This is a genomic window from Desulfovibrio sp. JC022, from assembly GCF_010470665.1.
Lineage (GTDB): Bacteria > Desulfobacterota > Desulfovibrionia > Desulfovibrionales > Desulfovibrionaceae > Maridesulfovibrio.
On record NZ_VOPZ01000007.1, the window covers coordinates 53,676 to 72,749 of the forward strand.

The following is a 19,074-nucleotide window of genomic DNA, read 5'->3' on the forward strand; positions in this document are numbered from 1 at the left end:
TTGATGCGCTTCGCGCTTTTTGATGAATAGATTTGCCTCCGGCGGCCAGAGAAACTTTTTGATTCGCCACCTCCTGTGGCTCACCCCTTCGGGGCGTTGCCTTTCAGAAAACGTCCAAATCCGCTTTCCTGCGGATTTGTGGAAGAAGTTTCTCTGGACTCTTCAAAAACTTTTATTACGGCTTCGCCGGGTGTTATTTTAAAAGGATTCTTCGTGGAAATTTTTGATAATCCTGATCGTATTAAGCTGGCTTTTGGAATTCCGTTTTTTAATATGGATTTCAATGAGCTGATGCTGACCGTGGGAGAACGTGCCGGCGCGAAAGAAAAGACTATGATTTTCGCGCCCTCTTTCCCGTGGCTTATGGATTATGCCAAGTATCCCAATTTATGCCCGGATTGTGCAGACTTCATTCTTCCTACAGATTCGGAAATGGTCAGCTTAGCCGAAAAAGCTGAAATCAAGCTGAAAATGCCTTTGGAATATTTTGAAATCCCGGAACAAATCGCCCGCATCTGCGCCCACTACGGATTCAGCCTGCTCCATGTTTCTGAATCGGCACTGAAAACTGATATCCTTATCCGTGACGGCTACGTACCCCTGTCGTGGGACTTATTCACTAATTTTAAGACCACGGGCGATCTGGATGAAATTGATATACAATCAATTGTCGGCAGTGCTAATAATCTACGCCCGGACATTGTACTTATCTCAGCCCCGCCCGAATCCATCAGCAGTTGTGTACCTAAAATCTATGAACAGCTCCACAACTGTGTGCTGATTTGCGTCCCGCAGGATATGGACAAAAATAAAGTTGCGGACAAGCTGGATAACATCTTTATCCCGCTGCTGCTTCTACGCGAAGAGATTAATTTTCTGGACGAAATCAAACGCAAGGCTTCAATGGCCCTGCCATCTTCTGTGAGATTTGACGAAAGTAGCATTCCGCCGACAATTACAATCTCCGGCACCCTTGATGCGGGGATAACCCCTGATTTGATTCGCACCGGAACCCGTATGCTGAAACGCAATTTTTCCCCGGCACTGGATTTATCCGCAACCCATGCGACTTCAGTCAAAGGGATGGAAGCCCTGTGCTTCCTGAGCCGTAAATTCCGTGATGCCGGAAAAAAACTTCGCATATCCGAAATTTCAGATGAACTGCAAAATACCCTGCATAGTTCAGGCGTACTATCTTACTTTGTTGATTATCCCGGCATTCTGGACGATTTATAACCAAAAGTTCCCCTTCCCCAGCCGTCGGATACATCTTAAAGCATATTCACCGGGTCAAGATCCATGGTGATGCGAATCTGTTTTTTGTCAGGATTACGGCGCGATATTTGAGCGTAAAGCTCGCGGGTCTTCATCCAATCATCAGACTTAAGCAGACAGTTAAACCGCTTGCGTCCGCGCAACTGGGCCAACGGAGCGGGAACAGGTCCCATGGCCATAATTCCGGCCTCTTTTGCCGCATCGCGAATCATACTGAAAAATTGAGGACAGAGATGCTCCCCCTCCCAGCCCATGGGATGGCTGATGCGGATCAGAGTCAACTTGGTGAACGGCGGATAACGAAACCTGCGCCGCTTCTCAATTTCCTTCTCAAAAAATGTTTTGTAATCGGCAGAAGTTACCGCCCCCCAGATAGGATTCTGCGGGTTGCGGGTCTGGATAATGACCTCTCCGGGCTTCTCGCCCCTGCCCGCACGCCCGGAAACCTGCACCAGAAGCTGAAATGTTCGCTCGGCTGAACGGTAATCAGGCAGGTTAAGCCCCAGATCACCCTCGGAAACAACTACCAGCGTTACGCCGGGAAAGTTGTGCCCCTTGGAAAGCATCTGAGTACCGACCAGTACCTGCGCATCACCTCTGGCAAAACTCTTCAAAATTTCATCCAACCGTTCCTGCCTGCGGGTCGAATCGCGGTCCATGCGCAAAATTTTCGTTTCCGGCGGCAGAGCCTTGGCAACCTGCTCTTCAAGCCGCTCCGTACCGCCCCCCAAGGGCATGAGATTGCTCCCACCGCAAGTAGCGCACGGCAAAGGGAAATGATAGGCATTGCCGCAATAGTGGCAGATTACCCGCTCCCGTCCTTTGTGGTAGGTCATACTCACATTGCAATGCGGACACTTAAACGGTTCTTCGCAATCTGTGCAGTAAATGAGCGGAGAAAAACCACGGCGGTTAAGCATGACCACGGCCTGCTCTCCCCTCTCCACCACCTCTTTCAAACGGGCTTCTGTTTCCGGGGCAAAAGGCTCTTCCGGGTTCTTGATGGCACTGGTATCGACCACCTTGACCGCAGGAAGTACGGATTTGCCGACCCGTTTTTCCATGGAAATAACTTCAAAAGCACCCTGCTGCGCTGCGTGAAAAGTCTTAATGTCAGGGGTTGCCGAACCGAGAACCAGCAGACTTCCGGTCATATGGGCCAGCACATAGGCCACTTCCTTAGCTTGATAAGGCAATCGCTCTTCCTGCTTGTAGGATTCGTCATGCTCCTCATCAATAATTATCAGGCCGGGATTACGCACCGGAAGAAAGAGAGCCGAGCGGGTGCCGACGATCAGGGCCGGGCTGTCATCCTCGGCAAGTGCGCGGAAAATAGCTTCCTTGCGTACCGGGGTCTGGTAACCGTGATAAAGATATTTACGTGTTTCCGGAAACAGCGGGCAGATGCCGTTCCACAAAGCGTAGGCAAGAGCAATCTCCGGAACCAGCACAATTACAGACTTGCCCTGCTCCATGCATTTGCGGGCCGCAGTCATGTAGACGAGAGTCTTACCACTCCCGGTGATCCCGTGCAGCAGCTTAACCGCACTTTTAGGTTCATCAAGAGCCGCAAGCAGTTCATCAATGGCAAGCTGCTGTTGTTCCGAAGGGGTAAAGTCCCACTTAGGTCCGGTTGCAGCACACTTTTCTGACGGATTACGCTCTTCTTCAGGAGGCGGACCGATCTTGACCAGCGAATCGGAATGAAGCTTTTTAATCACTCCGTTGGTCCAGTCCCCCATGATATTTTTCAAAAATCCTTTTTCACGGGGACCGTTCTCAAAAATAAATTCCAGAATCTGCAACTGACGGGCAGCATTGGGACGCACAGGCCACGGAGGATCGGAAGTCAGGCTGACATATTCTTCCTTTTCAATGGAAGCAGGCAGACTTACATTCATCCGCCCTTCATCATAAATTTTGACCAGTTCCATACGCCGCTCCGAAGGAAGACGGGCAATATCCAGAGCCTTAAGCCTTGCAGGGAAAGAACGGTCTGCAACTTTAAAAGAGACCTTGGCACTGCGAAACCGCTTGGGAACAACATTCTCCAGCACCTTACCCAAGGGCTGCATCTGGCGGGCACCGATGTTGCGGTAGAGCTTGAAGTGATTGGAATTTAAAAGCGGTTCTCGCTCAAGAGGCCAGATAACGGATTTGAGTTCCACATTTTCCGGCAGATTATCCACAGTCTCAATAAGAAAAGCCACCCGCACGGAACGCCCCAAAGGCACGAGAACCCGCTGTCCTTCCATGAGTTCGGGAAGGTCGGCGGGTGCTTCGTATGTGTAAATTGAATATGGTGGGCTGGCGAGACAGGCCTGCCAGAGAGTTGTCATTTTTATTCCGATTTATTGAGTCTGAGACATTTTTTCAAAAATTCGTAAACCTGACCGGAAGGAACTCCGCATCCCTTGGACTTTTTAACCGCAACCGGAGAAAAGACCACAGGCGAAATCTTCTTGCGAATACTCTTCCACTGGATATTGAAATCAAGGATATCATCACCCATTTTCAAAGTCCCGGTGTGAGGCAGCATGAATCCGGCAAATTTGGAAAAAGTACCGAAACTTATTTCCTGCTGCGGACCCAGTACAATCTTAAGCGGTGAAAAATTTTCATTATTAAACCAGATTTGAGGAGAGGTTTCATCCCCCTGCTCCGCGCCGAAAACAAAAGCCGGGGTATTATCGTAAAACCCGTAACTCTTGGTTGCATTGGTCACCCCGATGGACATCCAGTCCGAAACCGGATCATCCGGGGCCCAAAATTGAAGCATAGACGGGGGCATCCCAGCGTCAGCAGGACATTGGGCAATGGTCTTAAAATACTGTCCTACAGATTTTGCCTCAACAGTAGCATTGCTGCCCGCTTCGGAAAATGTCTGCTGCCAATGATCATGCCCGCGCTTAATGACAAGGGTTGTTCCCGGTTCTGAAGGAAAGGTCAATTCAGCTTCATATGAAGTCAATGCACCGTATTTCTGGTACATTGTCTCATCGATTTCCTCGTCAGACGGAAAAAAAGCCCTTGCCGGGCTGCTGCAAAACAGACTCACGGCAAGGACTGAAAGTATCACATAAGTATTTAAATTCTTTACGAACAAGACAAAAGCTCCCGCAATCTGGCTACAACGTCATCACGCAGCCCCTCGTCCTGAAGGGCGAAGTAAACATTTGCGGTAAGATAATCTACCCAGTCCCCGGCGTCAAACCTTTGTCCGCGAAGTTTCACGGCCAGCAGTTTGTTATCCTGAGCCAGACCCTGCAAAGCGTCGGTGAGCTGAATTTCTCCACCCACACCCGGCTCAAGTCTTTCCAGATGATCAAAAATCTCAGGCAGCAGAACATAACGCCCTACAATTGCCAGCCTCGAAGGAGCCTGACCGATAGGGGGTTTTTCCACCAGAGAACGGACTCTGTACATGCCCGGCGCAAATTCCTCACCCTGAATAATTCCGTAACGATCCACCTTGTTGTCAGGCACTTCAATAACGCCGACAACAGCCATATTTTCGGTACGGGCAGCATCAATCAGCTGCTTGATACCCGGCTCAAGGCCGAACATAAGGTCATCACCGACCATTACAGCAAAGGGATCGTTCTTGCAGACTTCCTTGGCACAGAGAACAGCATGACCCAAGCCAAGCTGTTTTTTCTGACGCACGGAAATGATATTAACCATCTCCGCCACCTTTCTCACTTCTTCAAGGGCCTCGGTCTTTCCGCCGCGCTCAAGTACATCCTCAAGGGAGAGGTTGTAATCAAAGTGGTCTTCAATGATCTTTTTGTTCTGGTTGTTAATAAAAACAACATCGGTCAGTCCGCTGGACATGGCCTCTTCAACCACGTGCTGCACAACGGGCTTTTTGAAAATCGGCAGCATTTCCTTGGGAATGTTCTTGGTGGCAGGCAATGATCTTGTACCCCATCCAGCAACCGGAACAATAACTTTTTTGATGACCATTGATCATATCTCCTTGAAAAGATTCGGTCTTATCTTGCGACCGAAGGAATTATCAACGTAAATGTTCTTCCAGAACTCCTGCAAGCTCGGAAGTATAAAGTTCAACCTTGGAACTGTCTTCCGCTTCCACCATTACTCTGGCTACGGATTCAGTTCCTGAATAACGCAACAGCACACGCCCTTTTCCGGCCAATTCCTGCTCGACCTGCTTGAGAGCATCCTGCACAGCCGGAACCTCTTCAAAAGGCCTTTTCCGCTTAACGTGAACATTCTGTAATTTTTGCGGATAAAGTTCAAGCAGTCCGGAAAGTTCGGAAAGCGGTCTGTTCTTCGCACACAGTATACGCAATAACTGTAAGGCTGCAAGCAGACCATCACCTGTGGTACTGAATTCTTTAAAAATAAGATGGCCGGACTGCTCTCCGCCGAGGATTGCTCCCTCGCGGCGCATGGCCTCCACTACATAACGGTCACCCACCGGAGTACGCAGCAGTGTTCCGCCATTTTCCTTCATGAAATTTTCAAGAGCCATATTACTCATGACCGTTGAAACCAGCATATTATGAGCAAGCTTATCGCGCTCCATGAGATCTGCTGCACACATGGCCATAATCACATCACCATCAAGGACCTGACCCTTTTCATCAACAACGATCAGCCGGTCGGCGTCACCATCAAGAGCCAGTCCGATGTCAGCATGCTCTTCAACAACCCTCTGTCCAAGAATCTCGGGGTAGAGAGAGCCGCATTTATCGTTAATATTAAGTCCATCAGGCTTGTCGCCGATACGCACAACTTCCGCCCCCAGCTCTTCAAACATATGTCCGAGACTGTAGGCTGCACCGTTGGCGCAATCCAGAACAAGTTTAACCCCATTCAGGGTCATATCCTGCGGAAAGCTGTACTTAAGATAAACAATGTAGCGCCCGCGAGCATCTTCAATCTTGTAAGCACGGCCCACTTTTTCCGACTGGGGATAATCCCACTGGGTATCCTGCGAAAGGACCATATCAGCAATTTCGTCTTCAACCGCATCGGGAAGTTTGTAACCGCATGAATCGAAGAATTTAATCCCGTTATCCATAAACGGATTGTGAGAGGCGGAAATGACAATACCGAGATCCGCACGCATGTTGCGGGTCAGGAAGGACACTGCCGGGGTAGGCATGGGACCAACCTGAAAAACATCCATACCCATAGCGCAAAGCCCCGCAGTAAGTGCGGATTCGAACACATACCCGGAAAGGCGGGTATCTTTACCGATAATAACTTTATGACGCTGTTTTCCGTTCCTGAAGTAAGAACCTGCGGCAAGGCCCATACGCAGAGCAACCTCTGCGGTCATGGGAAAAATATTTACCTGGCCGCGCAGACCGTCAGTTCCGAACAAACGTTTATTCATCCATCTCTCCAAAAATATGCAGGCCGTTCAAAAAACTTACGGCTCCTGCCTCGATATAGTTACGGTTATTGCTTCAGGCTTTCTCTTTTTAACAGAGCACCCTTTGGGCAGGGTAACCTCATAAGGTACGACATTATCACCATCTTGAATTGTCGCGCTCAAATCTATTGAAGCAGTAATCTCATCTCTGAATCCTTTTTTCCTGAAGAAGGGTTTTGGACCTTCCACAAGCAGCCTGACGTAATTCTGGCTGGCCGCAAAGTCAATATCATCCGGGCTTAAAATGTAAAGAGGTACCTTGACCCACATTTTTCCTGAACGGACCGCAAAATCAAGAGAAACACTTACCAGCCCCGGATTAGATTCCACAGTCTCCGGTAATTGCAGGGGAAGTTCGCCGTGCCAGTTACCGGGAGAATCAGTATCAAGCATGATGGGCTGGGTTCTGACCTGAGCAATTTTTTTCAAAACAGAAGCAGGACCGCGCAAGGTTACTTCGTCAGGTTCGCTATACTTTTTCTTCAAAGTATAATCGCGATGCAAGTCCCCATCCCACGTAGGAATAACCCGGACCCGCTTTTTCACAAACATATCCATCACCAAATTGATATTGGAAGGATTAAGCTCCACAACCTCAAGCGCGCTGCCGAGTCCCAGATTTTCCGGTACTATATTGATCGGGTTGTTACCCACAACAAGATGTCCGGTATCAAGCGAATAAGCTATTTTCTTGGTGTCCAGATTACGGATCAACCCTTTAGGGCCACGCAAACGCACTGAGACCTTGCTAATCATGCCGTCACGAATGATCATTCCCTGCGGAGGATTAATAATCTCCAGCGGAAATTCTACCCATGTCTCAACCAGGTCTCGCCCGGTAACCAGATACCAGGTCAAAACTGACATCATGAGTGCTATGGCGGCTATTTTCCAGTGCTGTATTTTCATAAGCATCAAGTCAAAACGTTTTTCAAAACACGTTTAAGGCGGATAATATCAAGACTGGTGGTAAGTTTTCCACCAATAGCCGCAGACATGGTCCCTCTTTCCTCAGAAACAACAAGGGCAATAGCGTCGGTTTCCTCACTGATGCCCAAAGCAGCTCTATGCCGGGTTCCGATGGCACTCTGACGTGTTGAAACCTGTGCCAGAGGGAGAATACAGGAAGCTGCAACTATCTTATTTGAATTGATGACCACCGCCCCGTCATGCAACGGGGTATCCGGCCAAAAAATATTGATCAATAGCTGCTTGCTGACCTGACCATTAACTTCAACCCCTTTTTCAAGGATATCCCCCAAGGGAACGTTTTTCTGGATAACAAGCAATGCCCCGATCTTCTGACGGGCCATGGAATCCATAGCTGAACAGATTTCATCAATGACAGCTATTTCGAAATCCTTCTTACGCCATAAACGGCCTGCGCCCATCTGGGCCAGACCTTTACGGATGTCCCGCTGAAAAAGGACAATAATTACAAGAAAAATTGAACTCAGGAAGTTGGTCAGCAGCCAGTTAAGGGTATAAAGACCGAAAACATCGGAGATATAATAGACCAGTAGGACCAGCAGCAGCCCCCAGATAACGGCAGCCGCACGGGTACCACGCACCAGCAGAATGATGTAAAAATAGACAATCGCCACCAGACCGATGTCCAGCAGTTCTTTCCAGGAAATTTGAAAGCCCAGAAATTCAAACATCAATAATCTCCGCCGATCTCCTTCACTATTTTCAATGTCTGACTGGTCAGACCGACTTCATGCACCCGGTGGATAGGCACCCCACGGGCAGCAAGAACTGCTGTTGCGGCCTGAGTAGCATTCTGCCGCTCATCGGCTTCCAGTCCCAGAAGCTTACCCCAGAGAGACTTGTTGGAAAGCCCCATATAAATGGGAAACCCCAGTTCCATGAATCGGTCAATCCTGCGCAGGATTACGAGATTATGCTCAAGAGTCTTTCCAAAGCCTATGCCGGGATCAAGCACTATACGATTTTCAGGTAAACCCGACTTCACGAGTCTTTCAAGACTTTTTTCAAAAAATGTCAAAATATCTTCTATGACATTATCATAACTCGGCGACAATTGCATCTCTTCCGGTGTTCCCTGACTATGCATAAGTACATATCCGGGCTTAAGATCAGCCACAACATCAAGAAGAACCGGGTCCTGCGTAAAAGCTGAAACATCATTAACAATAGCAGCTCCGGCCTCAACTGAAACACGGGCGACTTCACTCTTCACCGTATCAATGGAAACAACATGATCGCGACTGAGTTCGCTGATGACCGGAACTACGCGGGCAAGCTCATCTTCAAGGGAGACCGGATCAGCAAAAGGCCTTGTACTCTCACCGCCCACATCGAGGATATCGGCCCCTTGAGCTGCGAGCAAACGGCCATGCTCTACGGCCTGCTGCGGATCATAATTTTTCCCCCCGTCATAAAATGAATCCGGGGTGACATTAACAATACCGGCAATAAAAAAGGGGGCAGGGCCTAACGCCCTGCCCCCCTTGACGGTCCATGAATAATTACGGGACATAAATCCTGAATCCTTATTCGGAACTCTTTTTATCTTCAGAAGCTTTAACTTCTTCAGCTTTCTCTTCTTTTACTTCAGCCTCATCAGATTCATTAGATTCTTCTGAGAGTTTGAATTCATCATCCTTTTCTTCCGGCTGCTCTTCAAAGGAGAAATCTCCCTTGTCTGCTTCCTCTTCTTTTTCAGATTCAGAAACAGGTGTGTAACCGGACTTGGCAGTAGAACCGTAAGCCCTTGCAGCCGTAGCAGGCTTCACCTGGGTAACAGTCTCAACCGGAGCAAGCTCGCCGCCTTCCATGAGGGTATCTATATCGTCACCACTAATGGTTTCACGATCCAGAAGAGCATCGGAAAGCAGATGCAGGGTGTCCTCATTTTCGCTGAGCAGTTTGTTGGCTGTTTCATAAGCAGTGTCGATGATCCTTCTGACCTCAGAGTCAATAAGGCGGGAGGTATCTTCACTGAAATCCTTATGCTGAACAAGCTCTTTACCGAGGAAAACCTGATCCTGACTTTCACCGAAAGTCATGGGACCGAGTTTCTCACTCATGCCCCACTGGCAGACCATGGAACGGGCCATTTTGGTAGCACGCTCAATATCGTTACTGGCCCCGGTGGTAACCTGATTAAGGATAATTTCTTCAGCCACACGTCCGCCGAGCAGCATAACAAGGGTATCTTCAAGATAACCTTTGTTATAGTTATGACGGTCATCCACGGGCAACTGCTGGGTTACACCCAAAGCGCGGCCACGAGGAATAATGGTAACTTTATGTACGGGGTCGCAATTCTCAAGCAGCTTGGCGATGAGAGCATGACCGGCCTCATGATAGGCTGTGGTCTTTTTCTCTTCATCAGTAAGAATCAGGCTGCGGCGTTCACGGCCCATGAGGACTTTGTCTTTGGCTTCTTCGAAATCAACCATCTTGACGTAGTCCTGATTATTCTTTGCAGCGTACAGAGCAGCCTCGTTAACGAGGTTTTCAAGGTCCGCACCGGAAAAACCGGGAGTACCGCGAGCGATAACATCAAGGTCGATTTCACCGGCAAGAGGTGTCTTGCGGGTATGAACCTTAAGGATATGCGCACGGCCCTGAACGTCAGGAGTAGGCACAACAACCTGTCTGTCGAAACGACCGGGACGCAGAAGCGCGGGGTCAAGGACATCAGGTCTATTGGTTGCGGCAATGAGGATAACACCTTCGTTGGACTCGAATCCGTCCATTTCAACCAGCAACTGGTTCAAGGTCTGTTCACGCTCATCATGCCCGCCGCCGAGGCCTGCGCCACGCTGACGGCCCACAGCATCAATTTCATCAATAAAAATCAGGCAGGGTGCGTTTTTCTTACCCTGTGCGAAAAGGTCACGCACACGGGAAGCACCGACACCGACAAACATTTCAACAAAGTCGGAACCGGAAATGGAAAAGAAAGGCACACCAGCTTCACCGGCTACAGCGCGGGCAAGCAGGGTTTTACCGGTACCGGGAGGGCCCACCAGCAGCACACCCTTGGGGATGCGTCCGCCGAGGCGGGTGAATTTTTTAGGCTCGCTGAGGAACTGCACAACCTCGGCAAGTTCATCTTTGGCTTCATCAACTCCGGCAACGTCCTCAAACGTTACGCGTGCGGTCTCTTCATTAATCATTCGCGCTTTGGAACGACCGAAGGACATGGCACCGCCCTTTCCTCCACCGCCGCCTTGCATCTGGCGCATGAAAAAGATCCAGACACCGACCAGAAGCAACATGGGGAACCATGATATGAACAATGTCATATACCATGGGGCCTCTTCTTCCGGTTCAGCCACAACTTCAATTTTGTTTTTGATCAGATTCTGAACAAGGGCCGGATCTTCAGGGTTGTAAGTGACAAAACGCTTGTCACCGACCATTACCCCGCTGATTTTCTGCCCCTGAATCTTAACTTGAAGGACCTCTCCTTCATCGACCCTGCTTAAAAAGTCGGTGTAGGAAAGTTTGAGCTGGGAAGTCTGCGGCTGGTTAAACAGATTGAACAATACAATCATCACCAACATGATGGTTACCCAGACCAAGAGATTCTTGGCAAAACTATTCAAAGTCTATCTCCTTGGATATGCGTCCGGACTGCCAAAGCCTGTCAATATGCGGCAAGCACCGGACTGTATTTACATTTTTTCTTCAGTATCAATCAGCTATTAATAAGACTAATTCGGGAAAAGGCAAGGCATATTCAAAAATATTATTAATGCTTGCCCTTTGTCTGCAAAATTGTTAGCCCTTTTTTCTTCGAAGCGGAAGTGTATCGTAACCGGTGTTGCGCCTGGACTTCAAATCCAGTGGACGGGTTAACCCTCGTCGGTAGGTTCGACTCCTATACACTTCCGCCATTTCTTTTTTAAAATATATCCCTCTTTCCTCATATCTCAAATGATAATCGCTCAGACGGCTTCATGGCAATAAGATAAAGGCCGGAACCCGAATAGCTATGCCATAGGTCCCGGCCTGATATTTAAATCATGCTGTGGATGTCTTTTATTTATTCAGCCAAGCCTTAAGTTCAGCAATCTGAGCATCCACGGATTCAGGTCCGGTGCTGCCGGGGGAAACCCTGCGTCTTACCGCTGCTTCGTAAGAAAGGACCTCAAAAACATCTTCTTCAATTTTATCTGAAAAAGTCTTGAGTTCTTCAAGAGTCATATCCTCAAGTCCCCTGCTCTCTGCTTCTGCCTTGGCAACAGCAGATCCGGTGATGTGGTGCGCTTCGCGGAAGGGAATGCCCTTGCCCACAAGATAATCTGCCAGCTCGGTGGCGTTGAGAAAGCCCTTCTTGAGAGCGGATTCCATATTTTCAGGATTGAAGCCCATGGCATCCATCATATCAGCCATGATAACCACTGAAGCATGCACAGTTTTGTCGCAATCAAAGAAAGGCTCTTTGTCTTCCTGCATGTCGCGGTTATAAGCCAGCGGAAGTCCTTTGCAGGTGGTCATCAGTGAAAAAAGATCACCGTAGACACGTCCGGTCTTACCGCGCATGAGTTCGCAAACGTCCGGGTTTTTCTTTTGAGGCATGATGGATGATCCGGTGGAAAATTCATCAGGCAGCTTGATAAAGCCGAAGCAGGGGTTGGCCCAGATGATCAGTTCTTCACAGATACGGCTCAAATGGGTCATCACCAGACTTCCGGCGAACATGGCTTCCATAACGAAATCACGGTCGGAAACAGCATCAAGGCTGTTACGGAAAGTATCTTCCATGCCGAGGTGTTTTGCGGAAGTTGCGGGCTTAAGCGGATAGGTGGTTCCGGCCAGAGCAGCAGCACCCAGCGGGCAGACATTTGCTCTTTTGATGCAATCAACTACCCTGCTGTGATCGCGTTTAAACATCCAAGCATAAGCCAGCATGTGATGGGCAAGACTGACAGGCTGCGCAGGCTGAAGATGGGTGTAACCGGGCAGCAGCACCTCCCTGTTCTCATCTGCTTTAGCTGTAAAAGATGCGATCAACTTTTCCAGCGCAGTCTTCCATGCTTCAAGGGAACGGAGTACGTGCAGACGAAAATCAGTTGCGACCTGATCGTTACGGCTGCGTCCGGTATGCAGTTTACCGCCCACAGCACCGACAATCTCGGTCAGCCTGCTTTCGATATTCATATGGAGATCTTCCATCTCCTTTTTCCATTCAAATTTACCGGATTCGATTTCTTCCAGCACCTGATCAAGACCTTTGACCAGAATCTCGGCCTCTTCTACGGTAAGCACGCCCTGCTCTGCCAGCATTTTGGCGTGAGCCTGAGAGCCGGAAATATCTTCGCGGTACAGGTTCTGGTCGTAGCTTACGGATTCAGTGTAATCTTCTACGGACTGTGCGGTCTTGGCAGCAAATCTGCCGCCCCATAATTTATTATCTGCCATTTTTTTGATCCTTGAATGCCTCCGGCGGCTGGGGAAGGGGAGAGAAAACTTTGCTAACGCCCAAAGATTTTCTCTCCCCTTCCCCAGACCCCATCCCCTCTCTTTCAAAGACGTTTTGATAGGGCTCCGCCGCTAGAGATATTTGTTGTTGCGAAATTTAATTTAACAAAGAAAAAGCCTGTCGTCAGCGATTGATCGAAACAGGCTAAAATATGAAATCCCGGACGAACTCTTGTCCGTCCGGGCAATTAAAGACATTGCTAATCTACGTCTTCGACGTCGCCTTCTTTGATCCATTCGGAGCCTGAAGAAGTCTTGCCTTTGAGACGCAGCCCCACCAGCTTGATGAAACCTTCGGCATCTTTCTGGTCGTATACTTCGTCTTCTTCGAAAGTAGCGAGATCTTCGCGATACAGGGAGTAAGGAGACTTACGGCCTTCGGGAATGACGTTACCCTTGTAGAGTTTCACACGAACAGTACCGGTGATGGTCTTCTGGGTTTCATCGATCATTGCCTGAAGAGCAACACGTTCGGGAGCATACCAGAATCCGTTGTAAAGCATTTCAGCGTACTTGGGAATCAGGCTGTCACGAAGGTGCATGACTTCACGGTCCATGCAAAGTCCTTCAAGGTCGCGATGAGCAACGTGCATGATGGTTCCGCCGGGAGTTTCGTACACACCGCGGGACTTCATGCCCACAAAACGGTTCTCAACCATATCCACACGACCTACACCATGCTTGCCGCCAAGTTCATTGAGCTTTTCAATGAGGGCTGCCGGAGAATATTTGGTGCCGTTAATTGCGATAGGATCACCTTTTTCAAAATCAATAGTGATGATTTCAGGCTCATCCGGTGCTTCCTCAATGGGACGGCAGTAACGGTAAGATTCAGGAGAAGGAGCATTCCAGGGATCTTCAAGCTCTGCACCTTCAAAACTTACGTGCAGCAGGTTGGCATCCATAGACCACGGCTTCTTACGGGTGTTGGGAATCTCAATATCATTCTCTTCTGCAAATCTCATAAGATCGGTACGGGACTTTAGATCCCATTCACGCCAGGGAGCGATATTCTTGAGCTTGGGGTTCATGCCCATTGCGCCCAGTTCAAAGCGGACCTGATCGTTACCTTTACCGGTTGCGCCGTGGGCAACAGCCTGTGCGCCTTCCATTTCAGCAATCTCAACCATTCTTTTGGCGATGAGAGGACGAGCAATGGAAGTTCCAAGCAGGTAACGACCTTCGTAGATCACACCGGCACGAAAAGCGGGAAAAATAAAATCACGGGCGAACTCTTCACGCAGGTCTTCAACATACGCTTTGGTTGCGCCGGTCTTAAGGGCTTTTTCATCAATACCGTCAAGTTCTTCACCCTGTCCGAGGTCGGCAGTAAGGGTGATAACTTCGCAGTTGTATTCCTTCTTGATCCATTTAAGGATGATTGAGGTATCCAGACCACCGGAATATGCCAATACCACTTTTTCAATTTTACTCATCTTATAAATCCTTTGCCTCCGGCGGCTTAAACCCTTTTGCAAAAGGGTTTAAGAATCCCAAAACCTTTTATTAAGGCTTCGCCGCTGTCAGCGCTAAATTGTCTTTTATTTAATAAATATTATTCAATAGTATGCATGTGCGGAACTGCCTGTGCAGGTCCGAGCAGTTTTTCAACAGCATCAAAATCCACTTCGAAACCGTTTACAGACCATTCAAGGATGGCTTTCTGCATGTGCAGTCTGTTTTCAGCCTGATCAAAAATGATTGATCTGGGGCCGTCCAGAACTTCAGCAGTAACTTCTTCGCCACGGTGTGCGGGCAGGCAATGCATGACCTTGCAGTCAGGATCAGCATTTTCAAGAAGCTTATCATTTACCTGATAGGCTGCAAAAGCCATTTCACGCTTCTTCTGCTCTTCTTCCTGTCCCATGGAAGCGAAAACGTCAGTGTTCACGTAATGAGCACCTTTAACTGCTTCGGCAGGATCGTAGCTGAGGTTGATCTTCGCACCCATGGCAAGTGCACGGGAAAGAATGTCATGATCCGGCTCATATCCTTTGGGGAAAGCCAGGGTCAGATAGAAGGGAAAATAAATAGCGGCATTGATCCATGAATGGGCCATGTTATTGCCGTCGCCGACCCATGCAACGTGTACATTCGCAAGATCAGGAGTTCTTTCATAGATGGTCAGCATATCGCTTAAGACCTGACAGGGATGATACCTGTCTGTCAGGGCGTTAATGACCGGCACAGAACTGTTCTCAGCAAGGGTGCGAACCTTCTGCTGCCCGAACGTACGGACAACAATGGCATCTGCGTAGCGGGAAAGAACCTGTGCGGTATCTTCCAGCGGTTCACTTCTGCCGAGCTGCGATTCCGCCGGAGTCATGAAAATTGAATGACCGCCGAGCTGCTCAATGGCAACGTCAAAAGAAACCCGTGTACGGGTGGAAGCTTTTTCAAAAACCATAATAACGGTCTTCCCTTCAAGGGCGTTATTCCTGATTTTATTATCCTTAAGTTCTTTTGCGCGCAGCAGGAGCTGACCGAGTTCTGAACGGGGAACATCATTAATTTTAAGGAGATGTCTGATCATCGTAAAACTCCAGATATATTTGAGGTGAGCCTTAACTGACAATAAAAAATAGCAATCGGGAATTATTGCCTATAAGCCCCGCCATTGTAAACCATAAATACATGGTCTTTATTCAAAAAAAGGACAAAAAACGGGATTTTCTCTAGAACAGCACATGGACAGCCCCGGACGGGACCGTGCTGCAAGGAACCGGGTTGGCTTTTTAACTATTGCCAACCCAAAATTCGCTGTCGGAAAACAGGCGCAACAGATTCAACAGCAGAGTCGGTAAGTGAATACATTTCAGGACCGTGATCATACCCGGCAAGGTGCAGCATTGCATGCGCAAGCAGTCTTACGGTATGCTCTTCCGGCTGCTGGCCGTAGAGTCGGGTTTCACGGACAAGGGTATCCACAGACAAAACTATCTCTCCTAAAAAGCTGTTCTCTTCCAGATCGGGAGTCTCAGAAAAAGGAAAGCTGAGCACATTAGTCGGGCCGACACAGCCCAGAAATTCTTCATTAACCTCAGCAATGGCGGCATCATTGACTATTTTGAGATCAAAGTCAAAGCCTGCCGCTCCCAGAACCTCAAGCAGCATGTCAGCCATGCAGAGCAACTCCCTCTTTGTCAGAGGAAAATTCGCATCAGGCGTACATTCTATGCTCAGGTTCACCCCCACTACTTACCGCCCCGGCACTCATAAGAATCGTAAGCCTTGACAATCCGGGCCACCAGCGGATGGCGGATAACATCGGAATCTTCAAATTTTATAAAGCTTATACCCCGCACATCACGCAAAATATTAACGGCTTCCACCAGCCCGGAAGGATCACGGTTAGGCAGGTCAATCTGGGTGATATCCCCGGTAACAACAGCTTTGGAGCCGAAACCGAGACGGGTGATGAACATCTTCATCTGCTCAGGCGTAGTGTTCTGCGCCTCATCGAGAATGACAAAGGCATTGGAAAGCGTCCGTCCGCGCATGAAGGCCAGCGGCGCAATCTCAATAATATTTTCCTCAATCATATCCTGCACCTTGCCCATATCAAGCATATCGTACAGGGCGTCGTAGAGAGGGCGCATATAAGGATTGACTTTATCCACCAGATCACCGGGCAGAAAACCGAGTTTTTCTCCGGCCTCAACAGCAGGACGGGTCAGGATAATCCTGTTAACTTCCTTACGCTGCAAGGCATAAACCGCCATGGCAACAGCAAGATAAGTCTTACCGGTTCCGGCAGGACCAACCGAGAAAACCATATCATTCTCGCGAATGGCGGAAAAATAAGCCCGCTGGGTCAAAGTACGTGGAGTAAGGGTTTTCTTGGGAGAAACAGCAAAAAGCTCATCCCGGAAAATTTTGATCAGGTCGGCCTGCGGATCACGGCAGAGAATGCGGTAAGCGGCCTCCACATCCTGCGGAAAAACCTCTTTACCGGACTTAAGCAGCTTATAGAGCTGAGTAAATGCTTTCGCCACCGGATCGATAAGCTCTTCATTCTCAGATATAAGTTGCAGGGAATTACCCCTGCTCTCTATCCTGACACCGGATTGGCGTGAAATAAGATCAAGATTTGCATTCTGGGCACCGAACAGTACGCTGGCCAGTCCCACATTATCAAACTCAAGCTTAACACGAAACTTTTCTTTATCTGCCATTAATTATTTCCCGTTCTTTTTTGGAAGATGGAATACGGCAGGATGAGCGAAGTTGCAACTAATTAAAACGAATTGAAAATTATGATCCAAGAAGGTCATCCACAGCAGCAAGTATAGCCTTGGCATCAAAAGGTTTAGTAAAAGTGTATTTAACTCCGAACATTTTAATCCAATCAAGCGAATCATAGTTTGCAGAGGAACTGCCGCCGGACACTGCGATAATTTTTACATCCGGGTTTTCTTTCATTAATTCCCTGACAGTCTGCACACCCTCTTTTTCCGGCATGAAAATATCTGTGATAACCAAATCGATCAGATTACGGTCGTACCCCTTTACAGCCTTAACTCCATCCTCGGCTTCCGTAACAAGGTGCCCTTCTTTCTCAAGCATTGCTTTAAGAACCTGACGTGAAATTGGATCATCATCTACGACGAGAATCCGGGGCATAAAAATCTCCTTAACTTCCCAAAATAATTACTCAGACAATGGACCGACAATTGGCATTATTCTCAATACGCAACTGTCACGCTAGGAATTAACTTCTAAAAAAAATATTTTCAAGCCTTTAAGGAAAAAAACTTAATAACGCGATTTGCGGCTGCCCTTAAAAATCTCGTATTCCAACAACCTGCATTCAATTTTGGCATTATAAAAAATCAAACGCTTGGAAGCTTTAAGGCCTATAAATTTTGCCAATTCAAGATTTCCGGTAAAGACCAAACCCTTGTAGCCCTGACATTTATTTTTCAAAAAATCACCGATTGCAGAGTATATTTTTTCCAGCTTAGTCCGACTACCGAGACGCTCTCCGTATTCAGGGTTCATCATGACCACCCCGCTCCCGTCAGGAACTTGCGTATCCCGGAAATCACAAACATCAAATTCAATGTGATGCTCAACCCCGGCAGCACGGGCGTTCTTTTTGGCAGCTTCAACAGCTTCCGGATCGAGATCTGTAGCTATGATCTTTCCTTCAAAAGAATCACGTTCCCTGTCCTCTGCATCAATACAGAGATTATCCCAATATTCAGGATTGTATCCGGGAAGCTTCATAAAAGAATAATATTCACGCATAAGTCCCGGCGCACCATTAAGCGCAACCAATGCAGCTTCAATGGCAAGTGTACCGCTACCGCACATGGGGGAAACAAAATTACCACGCCCGTACCACTGCGCAGCTCTGATCAACGTTGCTGCCAGAGTTTCCTGCAAAGGAGCCTTATGCGGGAATTTACGATAACCGCGACGAGAAAGAGGCACGCCGGAAGTATCGAGGTAAACTGTACATTCATCATCTTTCCAATGTAGAAACACGACAATGCCGGACATCTCAGGACCGGAAGAAGGACGACGTCCGCACTTTTCACGGATACGGTCAACAATGGCATCCTTAACCTTCACATTGGCAAAACGGGAATCATTAACTGTCTCGGTACGAACAGATGAAGTCACGGTCAAATAGTCATCCGGTCCAAGAATATTTTCCCAGACCATATCCTTAACCTGATTATACATCTCGTCCGGGGTGTCGGCTTTGAATTTTTTCAGCTGATACATTACCCGGTGCCCGCAGCGGACCCAAAGATTGAGGCGCATGCAATCGTTAAGGGATGCTTTGGTTTCCACTCCGGCATATAGCTCAGCCCGGATTTTGAATCCCAGCCGCCCCATCTCTTCAGCAAGATATGGGCTGAAGCCCTTGGGACAAGTAACCAGCACAACACTTTTACGTTCGAAATCCATCATATCAACCT

16 protein-coding genes and 1 tRNA gene are annotated in these 19,074 nt (G+C 48.4%); 2 read left to right on the forward strand and 15 right to left on the reverse strand.

All coding sequences use genetic code 11. The features are described from left to right. Positions 1-213 precede the first annotated feature (213 nt). Positions 214-1,236 (forward strand): anti-sigma factor antagonist, encoded by a 1,023-nt coding sequence (locus FMS18_RS12190; protein WP_163294917.1) that lies wholly within the window; start codon positions 214-216, stop codon positions 1,234-1,236. 35 nt (positions 1,237-1,271) lie between these two features. Here the strand turns inward: FMS18_RS12190 and priA are convergent, their stop codons facing one another. Genes priA through ftsH form a run of 8 tightly spaced genes read right to left on the reverse strand, consistent with a single transcriptional unit; the run spans position 1,272 to position 11,265 of the window. Next, positions 1,272-3,614 (reverse strand): primosomal protein N', encoded by a 2,343-nt coding sequence (gene priA, locus FMS18_RS12195; protein ID WP_163294919.1) that lies wholly within the window; start codon positions 3,612-3,614, stop codon positions 1,272-1,274. A gap of 2 nt (positions 3,615-3,616) precedes the next feature. Then, positions 3,617-4,381: a hypothetical protein gene (locus FMS18_RS12200; RefSeq protein WP_163294921.1), complete on the reverse strand. Its 765-nt coding sequence runs from the start codon at positions 4,379-4,381 to the stop codon at positions 3,617-3,619. Continuing rightward, positions 4,372-5,241: a UTP--glucose-1-phosphate uridylyltransferase GalU gene (galU, locus tag FMS18_RS12205; protein ID WP_163294923.1), complete on the reverse strand. Its 870-nt coding sequence runs from the start codon at positions 5,239-5,241 to the stop codon at positions 4,372-4,374. Before galU ends, FMS18_RS12200 begins: the two co-directional genes overlap by 10 nt. 52 nt (positions 5,242-5,293) lie before the next feature. Then, positions 5,294-6,643, reverse strand: coding sequence for a phosphoglucosamine mutase (glmM, locus tag FMS18_RS12210; RefSeq protein ID WP_163294926.1), 1,350 nt, complete (start codon positions 6,641-6,643; stop codon positions 5,294-5,296). A gap of 36 nt (positions 6,644-6,679) precedes the next feature. Next, complete coding sequence (locus FMS18_RS12215) at positions 6,680-7,597, reverse strand: CdaR family protein (protein ID WP_239061031.1); 918 nt, start codon at positions 7,595-7,597, stop codon at positions 6,680-6,682. Further along, the gene (cdaA, locus tag FMS18_RS12220; protein WP_163294928.1) at positions 7,597-8,343 is read right to left on the reverse strand and encodes a diadenylate cyclase CdaA; all 747 of its coding nucleotides are present in this window, start codon (positions 8,341-8,343) and stop codon (positions 7,597-7,599) included. Before cdaA ends, FMS18_RS12215 begins: the two co-directional genes overlap by 1 nt. Next, entirely contained in the window at positions 8,343-9,185 is an 843-nt protein-coding gene (gene folP / locus FMS18_RS12225) for a dihydropteroate synthase (protein ID WP_163294930.1), read from the reverse strand. Before folP ends, cdaA begins: the two co-directional genes overlap by 1 nt. Positions 9,186-9,198: 13 nt before the next feature. Continuing rightward, entirely contained in the window at positions 9,199-11,265 is a 2,067-nt protein-coding gene (gene ftsH, locus FMS18_RS12230) for an ATP-dependent zinc metalloprotease FtsH (protein WP_163294932.1), read from the reverse strand. Positions 11,266-11,462: 197 nt separating this feature from the next. Between ftsH and FMS18_RS12235 the strand changes: the two genes are divergently transcribed. Further along, positions 11,463-11,556 (forward strand) — tRNA-Sec (locus FMS18_RS12235). Between the two features lie 145 nt (positions 11,557-11,701). Here the strand turns inward: FMS18_RS12235 and argH are convergent. The 7 genes from argH to FMS18_RS12270 all read right to left on the reverse strand — a co-directional run bounded on the left by argH (position 11,702) and on the right by FMS18_RS12270 (position 19,066). Next, positions 11,702-13,084 (reverse strand): argininosuccinate lyase, encoded by a 1,383-nt coding sequence (argH, locus tag FMS18_RS12240; RefSeq protein ID WP_163294934.1) that lies wholly within the window; start codon positions 13,082-13,084, stop codon positions 11,702-11,704. Positions 13,085-13,344: 260 nt separating this feature from the next. After that, positions 13,345-14,580, reverse strand: a complete 1,236-nt coding sequence (locus FMS18_RS12245; RefSeq protein ID WP_163294936.1) for an argininosuccinate synthase — start codon at positions 14,578-14,580, stop codon at positions 13,345-13,347. 119 nt (positions 14,581-14,699) lie between these two features. Continuing rightward, positions 14,700-15,677: an ornithine carbamoyltransferase gene (gene argF, locus FMS18_RS12250; protein ID WP_163294938.1), complete on the reverse strand. Its 978-nt coding sequence runs from the start codon at positions 15,675-15,677 to the stop codon at positions 14,700-14,702. Between the two features lie 206 nt (positions 15,678-15,883). Further along, complete coding sequence (gene ybeY / locus FMS18_RS12255; protein WP_239061032.1) at positions 15,884-16,267, reverse strand: rRNA maturation RNase YbeY; 384 nt, start codon at positions 16,265-16,267, stop codon at positions 15,884-15,886. Positions 16,268-16,338: 71 nt separating this feature from the next. Continuing rightward, a complete protein-coding gene (locus tag FMS18_RS12260) occupies positions 16,339-17,319 on the reverse strand; it encodes a PhoH family protein (protein WP_163294942.1) in 981 nt (326 codons plus the stop codon). Between the two features lie 79 nt (positions 17,320-17,398). Next, entirely contained in the window at positions 17,399-17,767 is a 369-nt protein-coding gene (locus FMS18_RS12265) for a response regulator (RefSeq protein WP_163294944.1), read from the reverse strand. A gap of 132 nt (positions 17,768-17,899) precedes the next feature. Next, positions 17,900-19,066, reverse strand: a complete 1,167-nt coding sequence (locus tag FMS18_RS12270; RefSeq protein ID WP_163294946.1) for a class I SAM-dependent RNA methyltransferase — start codon at positions 19,064-19,066, stop codon at positions 17,900-17,902. Between the last annotated feature and the right edge of the window lie 8 nt (positions 19,067-19,074).

What these genes read in the sequence shown, in the direction of transcription:
- priA (WP_163294919.1), bottom strand. Translation starts at nt 3,614, where the DNA reads ATGACAACTCTCTGGCAGGCCTGTCTCGCCAGCCCACCATATTCAATT.
- galU (WP_163294923.1), bottom strand. Translation starts at nt 5,241, where the DNA reads ATGGTCATCAAAAAAGTTATTGTTCCGGTTGCTGGATGGGGTACAAGA.
- glmM (WP_163294926.1), bottom strand. Translation starts at nt 6,643, where the DNA reads ATGAATAAACGTTTGTTCGGAACTGACGGTCTGCGCGGCCAGGTAAAT.
- FMS18_RS12215 (WP_239061031.1), bottom strand. Translation starts at nt 7,597, where the DNA reads ATGCTTATGAAAATACAGCACTGGAAAATAGCCGCCATAGCACTCATG.
- cdaA (WP_163294928.1), bottom strand. Translation starts at nt 8,343, where the DNA reads ATGTTTGAATTTCTGGGCTTTCAAATTTCCTGGAAAGAACTGCTGGAC.
- folP (WP_163294930.1), bottom strand. Translation starts at nt 9,185, where the DNA reads ATGTCCCGTAATTATTCATGGACCGTCAAGGGGGGCAGGGCGTTAGGC.
- argH (WP_163294934.1), bottom strand. Translation starts at nt 13,084, where the DNA reads ATGGCAGATAATAAATTATGGGGCGGCAGATTTGCTGCCAAGACCGCA.
- FMS18_RS12245 (WP_163294936.1), bottom strand. Translation starts at nt 14,580, where the DNA reads ATGAGTAAAATTGAAAAAGTGGTATTGGCATATTCCGGTGGTCTGGAT.
- argF (WP_163294938.1), bottom strand. Translation starts at nt 15,677, where the DNA reads ATGATCAGACATCTCCTTAAAATTAATGATGTTCCCCGTTCAGAACTC.
- ybeY (WP_239061032.1), bottom strand. Translation starts at nt 16,267, where the DNA reads ATGGCTGACATGCTGCTTGAGGTTCTGGGAGCGGCAGGCTTTGACTTT.
- FMS18_RS12260 (WP_163294942.1), bottom strand. Translation starts at nt 17,319, where the DNA reads ATGGCAGATAAAGAAAAGTTTCGTGTTAAGCTTGAGTTTGATAATGTG.
- FMS18_RS12265 (WP_163294944.1), bottom strand. Translation starts at nt 17,767, where the DNA reads ATGCCCCGGATTCTCGTCGTAGATGATGATCCAATTTCACGTCAGGTT.
- FMS18_RS12270 (WP_163294946.1), bottom strand. Translation starts at nt 19,066, where the DNA reads ATGATGGATTTCGAACGTAAAAGTGTTGTGCTGGTTACTTGTCCCAAG.